The sequence below is a fragment of the Alteromonas genovensis genome, assembly GCF_010500895.1.
Taxonomy (GTDB): domain Bacteria; phylum Pseudomonadota; class Gammaproteobacteria; order Enterobacterales; family Alteromonadaceae; genus Alteromonas; species Alteromonas genovensis.
In genome coordinates this window covers 417,260-433,073 of the sequence record NZ_JAAAWO010000001.1, presented here as the reverse complement: position 1 = coordinate 433,073, position 15,814 = coordinate 417,260, and the positions used below count along the sequence as shown (strand labels likewise).

General features: G+C 44.3%; 12 protein-coding genes. 2 read left to right on the top strand and 10 right to left on the bottom strand.

Annotated features, from left to right (window positions below; translation table 11 throughout):
- Positions 1-200: 200 nt before the first annotated feature.
- A complete protein-coding gene (locus GTQ48_RS01775) occupies positions 201-2,720 on the bottom strand; it encodes a TonB-dependent receptor domain-containing protein (protein ID WP_163104828.1) in 2,520 nt (839 codons plus the stop codon).
- A 608-nt stretch (positions 2,721-3,328) separates the two neighbouring features.
- Between GTQ48_RS01775 and GTQ48_RS01770 the strand changes: the two genes are divergently transcribed.
- Positions 3,329-5,344 (top strand): putative bifunctional diguanylate cyclase/phosphodiesterase, encoded by a 2,016-nt coding sequence (locus tag GTQ48_RS01770; RefSeq protein ID WP_163104826.1) that lies wholly within the window; start codon positions 3,329-3,331, stop codon positions 5,342-5,344.
- Between the two features lie 5 nt (positions 5,345-5,349).
- Positions 5,350-5,931 carry a thymidine kinase gene (locus GTQ48_RS01765; RefSeq protein ID WP_163104825.1) on the top strand — a complete coding sequence of 194 codons (582 nt, stop codon included), beginning with the start codon at positions 5,350-5,352 and terminating at the stop codon, positions 5,929-5,931.
- Positions 5,932-6,004: 73 nt separating this feature from the next.
- Here GTQ48_RS01765 and GTQ48_RS01760 read toward each other — a convergent pair whose 3' ends face one another.
- From GTQ48_RS01760 to GTQ48_RS01720, 9 genes are all read right to left on the bottom strand, one after another.
- Positions 6,005-7,036, bottom strand: coding sequence for a LacI family DNA-binding transcriptional regulator (locus tag GTQ48_RS01760; RefSeq protein ID WP_032097190.1), 1,032 nt, complete (start codon positions 7,034-7,036; stop codon positions 6,005-6,007).
- 188 nt (positions 7,037-7,224) lie between these two features.
- On the bottom strand, positions 7,225-7,854 hold the full coding sequence (gene upp / locus GTQ48_RS01755) for a uracil phosphoribosyltransferase (protein WP_032097191.1): 630 nt from the start codon (positions 7,852-7,854) through the stop codon (positions 7,225-7,227).
- A 66-nt stretch (positions 7,855-7,920) separates the two neighbouring features.
- Positions 7,921-8,142: a helix-turn-helix domain-containing protein gene (locus GTQ48_RS01750; RefSeq protein ID WP_032097192.1), complete on the bottom strand. Its 222-nt coding sequence runs from the start codon at positions 8,140-8,142 to the stop codon at positions 7,921-7,923.
- Positions 8,143-8,592: 450 nt separating this feature from the next.
- Positions 8,593-9,078: a WbuC family cupin fold metalloprotein gene (locus GTQ48_RS01745; RefSeq protein WP_163104824.1), complete on the bottom strand. Its 486-nt coding sequence runs from the start codon at positions 9,076-9,078 to the stop codon at positions 8,593-8,595.
- Between the two features lie 209 nt (positions 9,079-9,287).
- Positions 9,288-9,827 carry a DUF2780 domain-containing protein gene (locus GTQ48_RS01740; protein ID WP_163104823.1) on the bottom strand — a complete coding sequence of 180 codons (540 nt, stop codon included), beginning with the start codon at positions 9,825-9,827 and terminating at the stop codon, positions 9,288-9,290.
- Between the two features lie 143 nt (positions 9,828-9,970).
- Complete coding sequence (locus GTQ48_RS01735) at positions 9,971-10,903, bottom strand: hypothetical protein (RefSeq protein ID WP_163104822.1); 933 nt, start codon at positions 10,901-10,903, stop codon at positions 9,971-9,973.
- Between the two features lie 9 nt (positions 10,904-10,912).
- On the bottom strand, positions 10,913-13,186 hold the full coding sequence (locus GTQ48_RS01730; protein ID WP_163104821.1) for a galactose oxidase early set domain-containing protein: 2,274 nt from the start codon (positions 13,184-13,186) through the stop codon (positions 10,913-10,915).
- 150 nt (positions 13,187-13,336) lie between these two features.
- Positions 13,337-14,338 carry a ribosome biogenesis GTPase YlqF gene (ylqF, locus tag GTQ48_RS01725; RefSeq protein ID WP_032097196.1) on the bottom strand — a complete coding sequence of 334 codons (1,002 nt, stop codon included), beginning with the start codon at positions 14,336-14,338 and terminating at the stop codon, positions 13,337-13,339.
- Positions 14,339-14,713: 375 nt separating this feature from the next.
- Complete coding sequence (locus GTQ48_RS01720) at positions 14,714-15,550, bottom strand: TrmH family RNA methyltransferase (RefSeq protein WP_163104820.1); 837 nt, start codon at positions 15,548-15,550, stop codon at positions 14,714-14,716.
- Between the last annotated feature and the right edge of the window lie 264 nt (positions 15,551-15,814).

The window sequence follows — 15,814 nt, the reverse complement described above, 5'->3', positions numbered from 1 at the left end:
TCACCTTGATGTAGAACCCTATACCTGCGGTAACACGCCGCGATTACGAACATTTTAAGTCTCGCTGAGTGGGTAAGTATCTATGCGGAATGGTATAGAGCCCCAAAAACAAAAATGCCTGCATAAAGCAGGCATTTTTTTCGCTATTAATTTGAGTACGTTATTAACACTAGTGACTCAAGTTAATGTTATGGCTTCTCTTAGTCGAACATATACTTAAGAGATAGTACAGTTGTACGACCATTCAGTGGTCTTCCTCGGACGAAATCTCCCGTTGAAATCTCACCAAACGGTGTTGCTTCAACTTCAGTTACTACAAATTCATCCGTTGCGTTGTTAACGTTAAGCGCTACTGAGAACTGGTCATTCACCCAGTAAGTGGCAAACAAGTTAACTAGCGTGTAGCCTTCTTGCTTAAGGTCGTTGTTGTCTTGCACGTAGTATTCAGTTGAACCTTGTAGTGACGCACCTACAGACCAAGTGTCAGTTACGTACTCAGGTGTAATTGTCCAAATCCAGTCTGCTTGACGGCGTGGCGTATTACCGACGATTGCTGCATTGTTAACATCACTGCTAATTTCCGCATCTGTCCACGTTAAGTTACCAGCCATTACGAAGTTATCAGTGGCATTCCAACGACCTTCAAATTCAAGACCTGTTGCTTCGTACTCACGCATGAAGGTAAGACCGCTAGTTACTTCCGCTTGTGTATCTTCGGTAACCGTATCGAATAACGTAGCGTTAATCATTAGGTCTGAAGTACCGTACTTATAACCCACTTCAAGCTGTTTAGTCGTATCAAAACCAGATGTAGTGCTAGTAAGACTTCCGTCTTGGTTAAGCGTTCCGCCGATTTGTAACAAACGGTCTGCTATTGCGCGGCCGCCCTTAGAGTAGCGAGCGAAGAACGTTTGGCTATCGCTAAGAAGGTATGAACCACCCACCGAGTAAGACGTGTTGTTCGCATCGTAATCAACGATTTGTGATGCTGCGCCTGCGCGGTTAAGGTTAATTACACCACCGCGGATAAAGCCACTGTTAGTTGCCGATGCATCTTCGATTTGCTCAATAACACCGTTGCCGTTGATATCAAAATCTGTGTTACCACCACAGCAAGAGTTGATTAGCTCACCAGATGCTTCAACCGTGTCATAACGAACTGACGCATCAATCAGAATGTTGTCAGACAGTTCGAAACCAACGTTCATGTAAGGAGCAGTAGTTTGGTAGTTTAGGTCCCACTCCCAAGACAGGAAGCTTGGAGACAATAAACCGTCAGACACTAGCTCAACGCCATCACCGTTAGTGATATTTAGCATTTGAGAGTTAGAGCCATCCAGTGTCTGGATAAACGTCTGCCAGCTAGACCAGCTAGTAGCAATTTCTTGGTTTGAGTAGTAGTAACCCACCGTTAGGTCTACGCCATTATCAAACTCTTTGCGAAGGCTAAAGTCGTTGATCATGTTACCAAGATCGTTGATTCGCGTATCAAACTGTAGGTTAGTAAATGCTTGACCAGAGTATGCGTTACCCGCACCAGGGCCATTTGCCAGTGTGACTGTGGTAGTGTCACAGTTAAGCGCATTTCCGTCGCCGTCAGTGGCGCCTGCACACAATGCTGAAGCAAAGTTAGATACATCGCCAGGGCCAGCTGGGAAGCCGTCTGTAAACGGGGCAATGAATCCACCAGAGATATCTGATGTACGGAATTTGTTAAGAAGGAACAAGTTATCAGCAACTTCTAGGTCAACTTCAATACCAAAAGAGCTCACCTTAGACTCGATACCATCACGTACGTCACGGTTTTCTGGGTTGCCGAAGCTGTCGAATGTAGAAATGTTCGTATTGAATGCAGAGTTCAACGCCTGTGAGCTTGCGTCGTAGTTTGGTACAGGGCCGTACTCGCCATCACCCTTTACAAGTACTGGTGAAGGTAAGTAAGTAGACACTTTATCATCAAGATTTTTGTAGTAGAAACGGATGTGACCGTTATCTAACATCTTGGTGATGTTGAACTTGATTTGACCACCTTGGTCGCCGTTATAACCGGTATCGCGCGGGCCTTCACCGCCACGGGCAAAACCAGCAATATGGTAATACATGTCGTCGCTGATTTCGCCACCGTAGCGGAAATCTAAACGAAACTCATCGTAATCAACACCAAATGAAGTACCAATAGCGCCGCCACCAACTTCACCAGTATTACTGATCATGTTGATAACACCACCTGGTGAGTTACTTGCGAATGTTGATGCAGAACCACCACGAATCGCTTCTACGTTAGCAACAGACCAATCGTAACGGATAAAGTTATCAGCGTTACCGAAGTTTATATCGCCGTACTCAAGTACTGGAAGACCATCTTCGTGAAGCTGTAAAAACTTTGAACCACCCGTTGCTAAAGGAATACCACGGATAGTGATGTTTGCGTTACCGCCACCGCCAGAAGATTCAGCACGGATACCAGGAAGTGCACGGAACACTTCAGCTGTTGAACGAGGCGCAAGCTTGATAATGTCGTTCTCATCAAATGAACTTACTGAAACACTCGCTTCCTGCATAGTTGCGCCACCAGGCGCGGCAGTAACAACGATTTGTTCATATTTCTCTTTTTCTTTCTTTTCAGCGTCTGACGGTGCTGCTTCTTGTGCGAAGGCAGTTCCAGAAAGTGCTGCGCAAACAGCGAGTGTCAATGCGTTTAGTGTGTGTGTGTTTTTCATGTCATCTCCGGCGGTGTGTTAGAGCCTTGATATCCAAAATGCTTACTTAATATGACACAGCGATTGCACCCGCTGCTTAATCGATTAAGAATGTATACCAAGATATTTATCTTGTAAAGATTCTGTGAAGAAAATTTTCAGAAATAAGCATATCAATTAGTCTAACATACAATTAATTTACAGAATTCATGGTGACCTAACAGACAAACGTTTAGTACAAACGAAAAATTTAAACGTTTAAGAAAGAATGCAAAAGCCTTGTTTAATACGGGCTTGCGCCACGCGCTTTACTCTTACAACAGATGAAAGCATAGTACATCGTGTCTAAATGGCTAAAAATTAGCTCTTCGGTTTAGTTTCTACAAAAAATTTTAAAAATAATTTGTTGAAAGTGTTAACAAGTGATGAACGTGTTATCTGAATTCGGCTTTCTAATTGTTATAAACAAGTAATTGTAGGGAGGAGGCGGAAAACCCGTGAGAATGGTTTATATTTAGGACGTGTTGATTTCCACTTGGCCAAAAACAATGAAAATTATTACAGTAAGCATTTATAGTTTAGCTATCTATGAGGTAGCTATACGGTAGCAATGAAAAGAGGCGCCTACTTTGCATCTTTACGATGATGATATACCTAAAGAGAGCGTAGACAGGGATACGGTGAACATGCTCATGGAAAACTCTGCCGTTGGCCTAGTCATAACAGCGTTTTTGTTTTCCGGGCTTATATTCTTTTTCCAGCCCACCGACTCATCAGTTTCGCAAATAAAACTTTCGTTATTGTTTGCAATGGCCATAACACTTTTTGCTCGATGGGTAGATTCCTTCTACTGGCGCAAAAGACTTCGGGGCACCGAATTTAACCCAACACCAGCGCTACTGCGCTTTTCTGTAGGTTTAATTGCAACAGGCACTATTTGGGCTCTTTATACTACCCTTCTCTACGACTCAATGGGAATGATTGAACTCGCCGTTACCATGGTGGTCATTGCCAATATGGCTGCTGGAGGAAGTACATTTCTAGCGCCCAGCAAGATATTGGTGGTCTTTTACGAAACGGTATTAATACTCCCTATATCTGTATGCGCACTGTTTAATAATGATGAATTTTTTGTTCTTGGCGTTTTCGGCATCGTGTTTTGGGCTGGCCTTTTTGCGAGTGCGTTTAGGTACAACAATTTCTTTATAAAAACGGTTCAACTCAAAGCTAAGAACATGATGCTAGTAGAGCAAATGAAGCGAGAACGGCAACAAACTGATAGGGTGAATCAGCTTTTGCGCAACACGAATCAGCGACTCGATGACGTTAACGGCAGTTTAGAAATGAAGGTACAAAAGCGTACCGAAGATCTTTTTCGTTTATCTAATCACGACCCACTTACAAGCCTCCTCAATAGAAACGGTTTGCTAAAACACATGAACCCACTGCTTGAGAAAACAAAGGCAGTGGACGGCACCTTTGCCGTTTTGTTTGTAGATTTGGATGGTTTTAAGCAAGTAAATGATAGCTTAGGTCATAAAATAGGTGATATCGTACTGACTGAAATAGCGCAACGGCTCAGCAAATATTGTGAAACCAACCTCCTTGCAAGATGGGGTGGTGATGAGTTTGTCGCGCTTTTGCCTTATGTGACTGTGGATATCGCGAAAACAGTTGCCCACGCAATGCGAAGTGGTATTGCCATTCCGGTTACGGCCAATAAAAACCAAATTACTCTAGATGCCACCATTGGTATCGCAATGTTTCCCGAACATGGTCACACTGCCATGGATTTAATTCAGCATGCAGACCTCACCATGTACGACCAAAAGCGCAGGCAAAGAGGGTCTGTAGGTGTATTTAATGAAGCGTTGCACGACGAGGTAAAGCGAGAGCAACGCTTGTGCGAACGTTTGCGTAACGCCATAGATAACGACGAGTTATGTGTGCACTATCAGCCAATTATCAATGTTAATACTAACGCACTGTCTTCGGTGGAAGCGCTGTTGCGCTGGTCCTGCGATGGAGAGAATATTACGCCGGATGTCTTTATTCCTCTTGCGGAGCGCTCAGGGATGATGCCGGAAATTGGAGCATGGGTGCTTAATCGAGCGCTAATCGACTTGTCTCATTGGTCAGCATCCGACGCCATGTGTTTATCTGTGAATGTCTCTATTGCACAGTTGTTAGACGATGAATTTATTAAAATTTTAGACAATGCTTTGCAAACCACACAAGTGGCGCCACAGCGTTTATCTTTAGAAGTGACAGAGAGTGTTTTTGCCAACGATGAGGAGCTGGTTACACAACGACTGCAAGGATTGGTAAGGCGTGGAGTGAAGATATCTATTGATGACTTTGGTACGGGGTACTCGTCACTATTTCGACTGCAAACCATGCCTTTTAACTTTATTAAGATAGACAGATCTTTTGTAAAGAATACATCCGAAGAGAGTGATACCATAATACGAGCAACGCTGTTAATGGCGAAAGAATTTGGCTGTGAGACCATAGCTGAAGGCATTGAAACAGAGCAGCAATTTAAACATTTAGCAATGCTGGGCACAGACTATCTGCAAGGTTTCTATTTCGCTAAACCCATGAAGCTTGAAGATTTGAAAAACTGGTATAACGAAAAAAATTAATCACCATGGCACAACTTTATTTTTATTATTCTGCAATGAATGCAGGAAAATCCACTTCTCTTCTCCAATCTGCATATAACTACCGTGAGCGCGGTATGCACTCAATTATTTATACTGCAGGTCTTGATGACCGTTACGGCATTGGAAAAGTCACTTCACGAATTGGCTTGCAGGCTGATGCAAAACTCTATAGCAAAGACGATGATTTGTTCGCCTCAATTAAGCAAGACGAACAAGAATGCCCCCTCGACTGTATTTTTATTGATGAAGCACAATTTCTAACTAAAGAGCAGGTTCGCCAATTGGTCGAAGTGGTTGATGAGCTTGATGTGCCAGTGTTGGCTTACGGGTTGCGCACAGATTTCTTGGGTGAAACCTTTGAGGGCAGTCATTATCTTCTTGCGTGGGCCGATAAGCTGTTCGAGCTAAAAACCGTTTGTCATTGCGGTCGAAAAGCGAATTTTGTGGTACGACTGGATGAACAGGGCAACGCTGTTACAGGTGGAGACCAAGTTCAAATAGGCGGAAACGACACCTACGAGTCTATGTGCCGTAAGCACTTCAAAGCATTGGTGTGGAACGCCTGAGCATGCTGATACCGTGAGCGAATTACAGATAGCTGTAATTCGCTCACGGTATATCGTAATTAGCTGCGAATGATTAACTGCGAATGGTTTCGCCCAGTTTTAAATCAAAGGGCAGTATTTGCTTGCGTGACTCACCAGAGAGTAACGCATTAGCGGCGGCCTCACCCTTAGCTACGCTAGACTGACAAACCGTTGTTAAATGCGGCCTAGCTCTATCCGCTTCCTCAATGCCATCAAAACCTGTGATTTTGAGTTCGTTTGGCACATCAATGCCCATCGCTAGCGCGCTGTGCAACAACTCTAATGCAATGATATCACTCATACATAGCACCGTATTCGGTCGCGGCGAGCTCATAAGCACTTCTTTCGCTGCCTGTCGGGCGTAGCTTCTGTCACTTTCCGGAAGGTGCCAAATCCATTCATTGTTTATCTCAATGCCCTGCTCTTTCGCAGCGCGCACATAGCCATCTAAACGGCGATGTGAGATTGAGCTATTCACATCAATCAAGGGGCTATCGTAAATTCTGCAGGTGGTAGGTGAGTCAATTAACCGCAAACCAAGTATGGCTACAATGTCATTTTCATCGATTGCAGCTTTGGCAACTTCATACGCCGCGTTTTCGTTATCGATATTTATAGAAGGCACATCATCGATATCAAAATCTACAGTAATGGCTGGCTTAGACTGAGCTGCAATTTCTTGCGCTAGTTTATAATTTCGCGGTGCGCCGTAGCAGATAAATCCATCCACAAAGTCCACTACATCTAAAATACTGTTTGAATCACCCGCGTAGAGAAGCAAGTGCTTGCCCTGTTGCTGAAGCGTTGTGGATACGCCTTTTATAAACGTACTGGCTACCGGGTCACTCACCATATAGGCAATGCTGTCTGCAAGTACAAGTGCAACAATGTTTGACGTACCCTTACGTAAAATTTGTGCGGCCTTGTTTGGCCCTGAATAGCCTATGCGTTCGCACTGCGCGAGTATTTCTTCTCGTTTCCCTTTTGATAATTGATCGGGACGATTGAAGGCATTTGAAATAGTAGCGGTTGATACGCCAAGTTGTTGTGCGACATCTTTAAGCGTTAACTTGGTCTTTTTCATTGTAAGTCACTCACTGTGCGAATCTTAATCGATAACTGCTATGGCAATGTTATATCACCCTATCGAGCAGGGCTTCGCACAATACTAACATTAACTTAAACGTTTAACCCTACCAAATTAACGAGTTCATAACCAAAACTTAAACTTTTTGCGCAAACTTAACAAAAGTTTGAAACGTCCGATGAGCACTACCGGGTACCAAATATTTTATCTCCGGCGTCGCCTAAGCCCGGCAATATGTAACCATTCTCATCAAGACGTTCATCGATAGCCGCGGTAAAAATATCAACATCGGGGTGCTTATCTACTACGCTTTTGATTCCCTCTGGAGCCGCAACGAGAAATAACCCCATGATGTTTTTACACCCTTTTTCTTTGAGCAAATCGATAGTAGAAATTAAGGTGCCGCCAGTGGCCAGCATGGGGTCGACAATAAGTGCCGTCCGCTCATCAATATTTTTTACCACCTTATCGAAGTACGCAACCGGTTGAAGAGTTTCTTCGTCTCGATACAGTCCTACCACACTTATTTTGGCATTAGGGATAAGCTCTAACACCCCTTCCAGCATACCTAAGCCGGCGCGCAAAATTGGTACCACAGTAATTTTTTTGCCTTTGATCTGCTTTACCTCAACTTGGTCGCCAGACCAGCTTTCTATAGTCGCGCGTTCTGTGGGTAGCGTTCGCGTTGCCTCGTAAGTTAATAGGTTACCTACTTCTGACGCCAATTCGCGAAAATCTTTACTGCTAACATTAGCGTTTCGCATTAGCCCCAATTTATGAGCAATAAGGGGGTGCGTAATTTCATGAACAGCCATAACGAGTTCCTAAATAGATAATTAACATCATACTATAGTAAATGTTATCACGTGCTCTGTCGCGGTTTACGCAACATCCAGTGTTCCGCCATCGGGTAAAGTCACCTCTATGGTTAAACTTCCGCCAACGGCAGCTAAATACGCAGCCGCTCGTTGCAAAGACACATCTTGAATGCGCTTAGATTCAAGTTTACTTACCCCCGATGCAGTCACTGATAGCGCCATGGCCACCACTTCTTGTTTAACACGATGCTGTTTTCTGATGTCGCCTAATGTAAGTTCTTTCATTCTTTTTACCGAAAAATTGAGGGCATTAAAAAAGCCCAGTTGGTTCACACCTTCTGGGCTTTTGCAAAACGTTCTTACCTATGCCCAGAAGCGAATACTTGCCCCTGAACAACACGCGTCAGGTGCGGTCAGTAGATAAAATTATAAAAATAAGATAGTGAAACGTTTTGCATGATAATTCTCTTATATCTTTGGGTTTGGACTTGGCTTTAAAAAAAATATCTTATGAATACTCACTACGCGAGTACTTTATTACCGCTCAACGTATTTGTGCTGGCTCGATAAGTCTGGGTGTAATCACCAGCTTATTTTCCTATTCGCCCAAGCGTGTTAGCGGCTTAATTAACACTTATAGTTAAACATACCATCACTGCTGGCAATAACAACTGCTTTCCTAATAGGAAAGTAGATAACATCGTATTTGGGCAACTGCAGCGCTCTAACTATCCCTTAAAATGCAGTGCCAATATTCGCGCTTTTTAGCTTAGCTAAAAATGCAGGAACCTCTGCACTGCCCTCTTCGGGTGACCAAGGTGCAAACCCCTTGTCTTCGGTAACATCATAAGGGCCTTGCTTTACTTCCATAAAGACCACAGGCTCAAAACATACTGTGGCATGCCAGGTGTGCGGCGGAATCTCTAACCCTGAACATTCCCCATCTGCTTCCAAGGTAATACGGTTGGTCACAGCGCCGTGCTCATCAAAAAATAATAGGTCTAAGGCCCCTTCAACTACCATAAAAAATTCCCACTTATGGCGTTGAATATGCTGGTGAGGCCTCACATAAGAGTCGGGAAGCATAGCAATGAATAAGCGCTGCACTATATCGTCGTAAGACTGATGTACATTTAAGTTTGCCCGTTTACGCGGGCTTTTTGCAGCCTCATTTTTCAATAAAGCGAAAGCGGCGCGGTCAAATAGTTGCACATTATTCATTGCATTCCCTCGTCGTTGAAAGGTGAACTGACCTTAGCTATTGATTTAGCTACTGTATTCGTTGTTCAGTGCTACAGTTTGTCATTGATATGACTTGTCTTACAAGAATAAAAAAACGAGCATTACGCTCGTTCTTTTTAAAACCTACTAGAGCGCGCATAGCTGTGCACGCGCTAGATAGTGCTTACCTTTGCGCAAGCGCTAGCTTATTATGCCTTAAACGATGATAACCCATCCATTAGCACGGTCTTGAGCTCTTGCCCCTCTTCCGTATCAAGGTAAGTCTTAACGCTTTCAACAATTTGCGCAATTTGCTGAGTATCGAGACCTAGTGAGTCGAATTGCTTTTTCAATTCGTTCATATTAGAAAAAGATTCGCTGTATCCAGCCGCCTTATCCAGCAAGCCACCAAGAGAGCCTTTACTGCTCATCTCACTCACATCAGGTGCCGCCGCAAGCAGGCTGTCTAAATTAGGCAGGTTCGATTTAAGCGTGTTGATTTGCTCTGCTGAGATATTTTTTTCAGCATAGCTAAATAGCGCCGCTAAACTTCCCTTCACTTGTTCAGAAGTCATACCCGTTGCATCTTCAACTGAGGCCATCATTCCTTCAATTGTTGGGCCTGTCACTTCGTCGCCTTCAGCGGCCAATCCTAAAAAGTCTTTGATTGAATCTAGCCAACCTTCTGCCTGTGCCTGTGGTGCAACAACTAGCATTGACGCTAAAGCAAGCGCGTATACACGTTTCATAATTTTTCCCTGATAATAAATATTGCCGATAGGGTAAAACAAAACGCGTAAACACACTATTAGCTTTACGTATGATTTACGTTTAACTTTCTATACGTAACCTCATGGCTTCTTTTTTGGGTAATTGATTGCATCTATTGATGCTACCGCTGTGCCACTTCTAACCAGCCACCTTCGATACTTTTTACGACTTTATCTGAATGACAAAAAACGGGAATGGCCCAGCTATCGCCCGTTTCATCAGACTGAATGCGGCTGTCTGGCCACGTGTACGCCGAGTGGGACGACAGTAACACCCAGCTATTTTTGGTATCAGAAGCCTCTGTATTTTTAGATTCCATATCATTAACCGCTGCACCATAGGGCTTCCTTCCCAACGCTTTCCAACCAGTACTAGCGGTATTAGCTTCAACACCTTTTGGGCTAAATCGAAGCATAGGCTCATCTTGCTTATCGAGAACCACCATATGATGGTCTCCGGTATAACTCACTCTAATTGCACTATCGACGCCAGGTATGATCATTGCGCTGAGGTTGGCAATAGGCGCAGCGCTGTTATCTAGCGTCACTAGCGTGCGCGTTTCTGGTGGGTTCAGCGATTTGAAATAGCCATCAATCATTTGGCGCTCGCCATCTACCGCAATGCCTATTTGCCACTCATCGGCGTGTTCGTCACTTTTAACAAGCCGTTGATCGTACCAGCCATAATAGTTATTTTTACTCACTTGAGTCCATTTTGCCTCTATATTTCCATCTTTCACCCACTCAGGCAGAGGTCGTGGACCCGCAGTTTGAACCTTAAACCACATAGGATGATCCCAATTTGCAAACACTCCCTGCTGAGTGATGCGAATAAACGGGGTGTTGTCCTCTGCGAGAACCTCCAACCTTCCTTCGCCTGCGTAAGCGATAAGAATTTCGTTGCCCAGTGGTGAGCTTTGTATTTGCGTTACCACATGACTGTTTTTACTTGTATTTAGCACTGGTTGCCATTCTCCATCCACCTGGCTACTGCCGTGCGCAGAGATAGTCTGAGAAAACACAATGAGCAATAAACTTATTAGACGTAGTTTCATAACTCCCCCTTATCGGCATACGTTAGAGAGTGAACCGGTAACGCTAATGGTCTTTGATTCAGACGGAACCAAATTACCTTCATCATCTCGTGCGTTAACAAACAGCATGTAATCGCCAGGCGGCACAACGGCCTGCTCTTTTGGCATTTGTACTACGATTCTGCCGCTTCTATGACGCACAATAGGTAATTCCACGCTTCGTTGGTCACCGTCTATGAGGTGTGTAATATTCGTGCGGCGTACTAGCACAACAGACTCGATACGTTGGTTCATGGTGGTGGTGGCAGCGTCACTGTTTTTAAGTCCAATTCTGAACCGCTCGCCTATATGCACAGACTTACTTCCTTTGCCAATTGAGGGGCGATCGCCAAACATGTAGGGCGGCTTATAGATTTCAAAAGAAGGGTCACGTCCGTCATTAGGCGAGAAGCCTGGCAAGGTAACGCTATAAGCATAGGCTGTATTAATGGGTGCATGACCACCAATTAACACACTTCCATCGGGCAATAACGCTGCTGAGTTATGATAAGTACGCGGGCGGTTTTGTTTTGCAACCTTTCTAAACGTTTCAGTTTCAGGGTCGAATATTTCGGCCTCTAAAATTGGCACGCCAGAACCAGGAAGTACCACCTCGTCTCTGTCTGCACCCGATACCACTAATACTTCACCGGTAGGCAGTAACACACCGGTGCCATACCAGCGTCCTTGCGACAAACTCCCTGTCGAGCGAGAGTCATACAGCATAGTCTCTCCGTCTATGGTTACTGAGTCGATTCGCGCTAGGTTTGTACCTAAATAAAGCCCAGGGCTAGTGGCTGCAACGCCGGTTAATACGCCACCAGCTGTTAAAAACTCTGCCTTACTGTACTTGCCATTTTCATCGGGCTTAAGTGGCATCATCATAGAAAATGTAGAGCCTCTGAAACCTGCGCCCAATACAGACTGCACGTCTGCTAGTTTGTAGGGGTCGTCAATAATCGGTGCTAAGGCGTCAAAAGGATTGGCAATAAACTCTTCAGTTAAGCCGCTAAGCAGCCCGCTAAGTGATTTATCTGCTTCGGTATTGGTAATGTTAAGTAGACTGGTTAAATCACTCACGCCCGCCTCGCTTAAATGCAAAGGTAGACCAGCAAACCCTAAGTCGGCCCAGGTTTGCGACTTAGGGTCGTAGGCCGCTACAATATTCCAAAGTGCTTGATCGTAGCCTTGACCGAAGGGATTAAATGCTTGCCCGCCACCGTTGTAAAAAACATGTCCATTGGGCAAAAGATGTAAGCGTGGGTATAGCGGCAATGAACGCTCAGCTAAAGCCCCATTGTCGGTCCACTCTCCACATGAGGTATCGTAGGTTTCAGTTACCGTTACGTTTCTACCCGATGTTTCAGGGCGAGTTAAATACACTGGCTTTACAAGCTTGGTAACACCACTGGCTACAAGTACGTTACCGTTTGCCAGTGACACCGTGCTTGGGTACCAGCGCCCAAAATTCATATCACCTGTTTTACGCCAGCTATTATCGTCAGGATTAAAAATTCGGCTATTTTTAAGGCCTTCTAACTCAGACAAGCCAAAGTTAATCGGCTGGCCTAAAAGCTCGGTATTCACCCCAGGCTCATGATAATAATCCGTGCCGCCAACCGCCATCAGTTCGCCGTTTGGCAACCCTACTAAATCTGCACAAAAGAGCGCGCCATCGTTGTTAGTTCTATCGTCATCAGTGCCTAAATCGATATCAATAGGATTGCCGAGAAAACCCGAAATGTCACCGATAAGGGTTTCTGAGTCGTTGCCATCAGGATTGGCCCCCGCATCAACAGGCGACGGGGCAATCCAACTCGCGCTACCGTTTTTCATCGTCAGCACGCGTGTTTGATCGTTTACAATTGCTGAGCCAATTTCTAGAAGCGCATTGTATTCAACGTTTTCTGTACCCTCAAGGGCATTGAAATACAAAATACGGCCATCATTGAGCAGTGCCAGACTTCCCGCTGCAGGTTTACATTTTAATACCCCTTCATCATTCTCTTCGCACTTTCCATTGTCAGGATAGTTATTAAGCGGGTTTTTAATGTTGGTATTGTTTTGATCGGCAAACTCGCCAGTTACTAGCGGCTCTTCGAATGGATTAGTAAATACCCCTTTTTGTTTACATATTTGTTCGCTGACGCATTCGGGGGTGACAATGGGCACCTTTCCTTTATTGCGATCTGCTAATGCAAAATGGGAGGTAATACTTAAAGAGAGTAGTGTTAATGCGGGTACAAGTGATGGACGTGTTTTCATTTTTGGCATCCTGTTATTTTAGGTTTACATGCTGTCAAACAACGGCAAAACTCGCCCAGATTGTTAACAACATGTAAACCAAACGACTCGCGTTTCAGGTTGGATGCAAAAAAATAAAAAATTTTAAAAATGCATTAAAAACGGCTTTGGCTATTTAGACTTTTTCATGCGGCGACTTTGCTCTTCACGCTTCTCTTCGCGTTTCTCTTTGCGGTCTTTTTTGTCGGGTGTTAAAGAGCCCGTTTTGAATTTCTGCTTACGCTTGGCCTTTGCCTCTGCTTTTTTCTTAGCCGCTTCTTCTATTTCTATTTGTTCTGCCACGAGCATTTCAGGTGTTTCAAGGGTTATGCGACCTAATTTGCCAGACTGAAGTTCTTTTAACAGTATTTCACAAATTTTATGAAGATTTACGCGCCCACCGGCCATGATGGCACCGCGACTTTTGGCTGCTGCTTCTAGAAACTCAATCTCGGTATCTGGCAGTTCATCAAGCTTATACCGCTCTTTTAAAACGTCAGGGTAAGCCTTTATTAAGTAATCGGCGGCAAAAAAGCCAACGTCATCGTATTCCATGGCCGTATTTTTTACTGCACCTGAGGAGGCTAAACGATAGATAGAATGTGGGTTTTCGAGTTTCGGCCATAGCACCCCTGGAGTATCGAACAAAATAATACCGCTCCCTAGGTTTATGCGCTGCTGACTTTTTGTGACGGCAGGCTCGTTACCTGTTTTTGCGATAATTCGATCGGCAAGAATGTTAATAAGCGTAGACTTTCCAACATTAGGTATACCAGTGATCATCGCTTTAATCACTTTAGCCTGACCATCTTTATGAGAGCATATGCTGCGGATAAGCTGCATAAGTTGCTTACTGTTACCAGGGTTATCGCTTGATGTGGTAATGGTTTTAACGCCGCGCTCTTTTTCTAAGCTTTCTTGCCAACGGGCCGTTATCTCTGGGTCGGCTAAGTCATACTTATTCAAGATTTTAATACAGGGTTTATCGCCGCGTATTTTGGCAATTTCAGGGTTCTCACTTGAAAAAGGAATTCGTGCATCAAGCACTTCGATAAGTATGTCTACCTGGCTGAGCGACTCTTTTATTTCTTTAAGCGCTTTGTGCATATGACCGGGAAACCACTGAAGAGCCATGCGTTATTCCTATGTGTTTATTGGGGGCTGAAAAAATATAAGTGACAATGAATGCAACCAAAACGCTGCAAGCAGCTAAGGGCGTGTTGCACTTTGCTGAACAAGTTTTGGGCTAAATGGAAGCATTTTAATCGCGAAACAGTCCTGTAGGCCTAGTGGGCTAAGTCAAAGGGCTGTGCCAAAGAGTAAAATGCTTCCATAAAGCCCCCTTCGGGCAGCGCCTGTGAGCTATTTACTCTGCGTTGAATGGTTTCGATTTAGCCCGCTAGACCTTCAACCATTCGCCTTGTTTAAATAGCTCACAGACCGCTGCAAAAATGTACAGCAAAGATCAACACGCCCTAATCAAAAATCGCGATTGTGCTTGGCGTTTAGTTAACATGATAGCTCGTAAGCACAAATATTCACCGCACTAGCAAGGTTCAAGGAATCTATTTTACCACTGCCCGGTATTGTAAATGCAGTCGCGTTTAGACGCTTTACATCCTCAGTAGGTACACCACGAGCTTCATTGCCAAAAAGGTAACATTCGAAGTGAGCAAAGCTGTCGGATTTTACCTCTTGCCCGCGCATGTCTAAATAAGCGAACTGAGAGAATCGTGATGTTAAGCTTTCAAGTGGAACGTTAAGCTCCATATCAGCGTGAAAGATTGCCCCCATACTCGACCTAACCACTTTAGAGTTAAACGGGTCCACACTATTAGGGCTTAGCAACAGCTTAAACTGACCAAACCAAGCTAGCGTACGCAATATTGTACCAAGGTTGCCGGGGTCTTGTACCTCATAAAGATAAATACAGCGCTTTGAATTGGCGCTGCTTACCGACTTTTGCATCTGCTCGTCTGCATTTGCATTCTGCCGCGGCGCTTCTTCAGATAGCGAACCAGTTACTGAATTGAGTTCTGAATTGAGTACCGAAGGAAGCGGCACCCTAGCGATAATCCCCTGAGGTGATTTTGTATCGCTTATTTGCTGCATTTGCACCGAGGTGACTATTTGAACTTGGATAACATCATCGCGAAGTAATGGCGCATAATCTGCCCTAGCAGAGCCAAGCCACGCTTCATAATTTGAAGTAACGTATACCGTCACCGTGTTTTTAGGCGCCGACTTCAATAACTCTAAGATCAGATGTTCACCTTCCACCAAATAATAACCGAACTGGGTTCGATACTTTTTTTGGTGTAGCTTTTTTACATCGCTTAGCTTCATTGACTCATGCTCCAGAGTTCATAATAGACACACGGTTTAAAATAGGTGCGCCGCCTGAGGGCGCAAGTTTAAGTTATGTGGGTAAAAACTCAAGGTGAGAATGAGGGCACCTTAAAATTTATCACTCACTTCGCATCTAAATCCGATTTTGGTATTCACCTTCTTCATTTCCGTTAAGCCTTACACAAATGTAACCCTGCAAGATGTCTCTTTTTTGTATGCTTCAGATTAATGGCCCTAACACTTATAACTTGCAGTGCATTT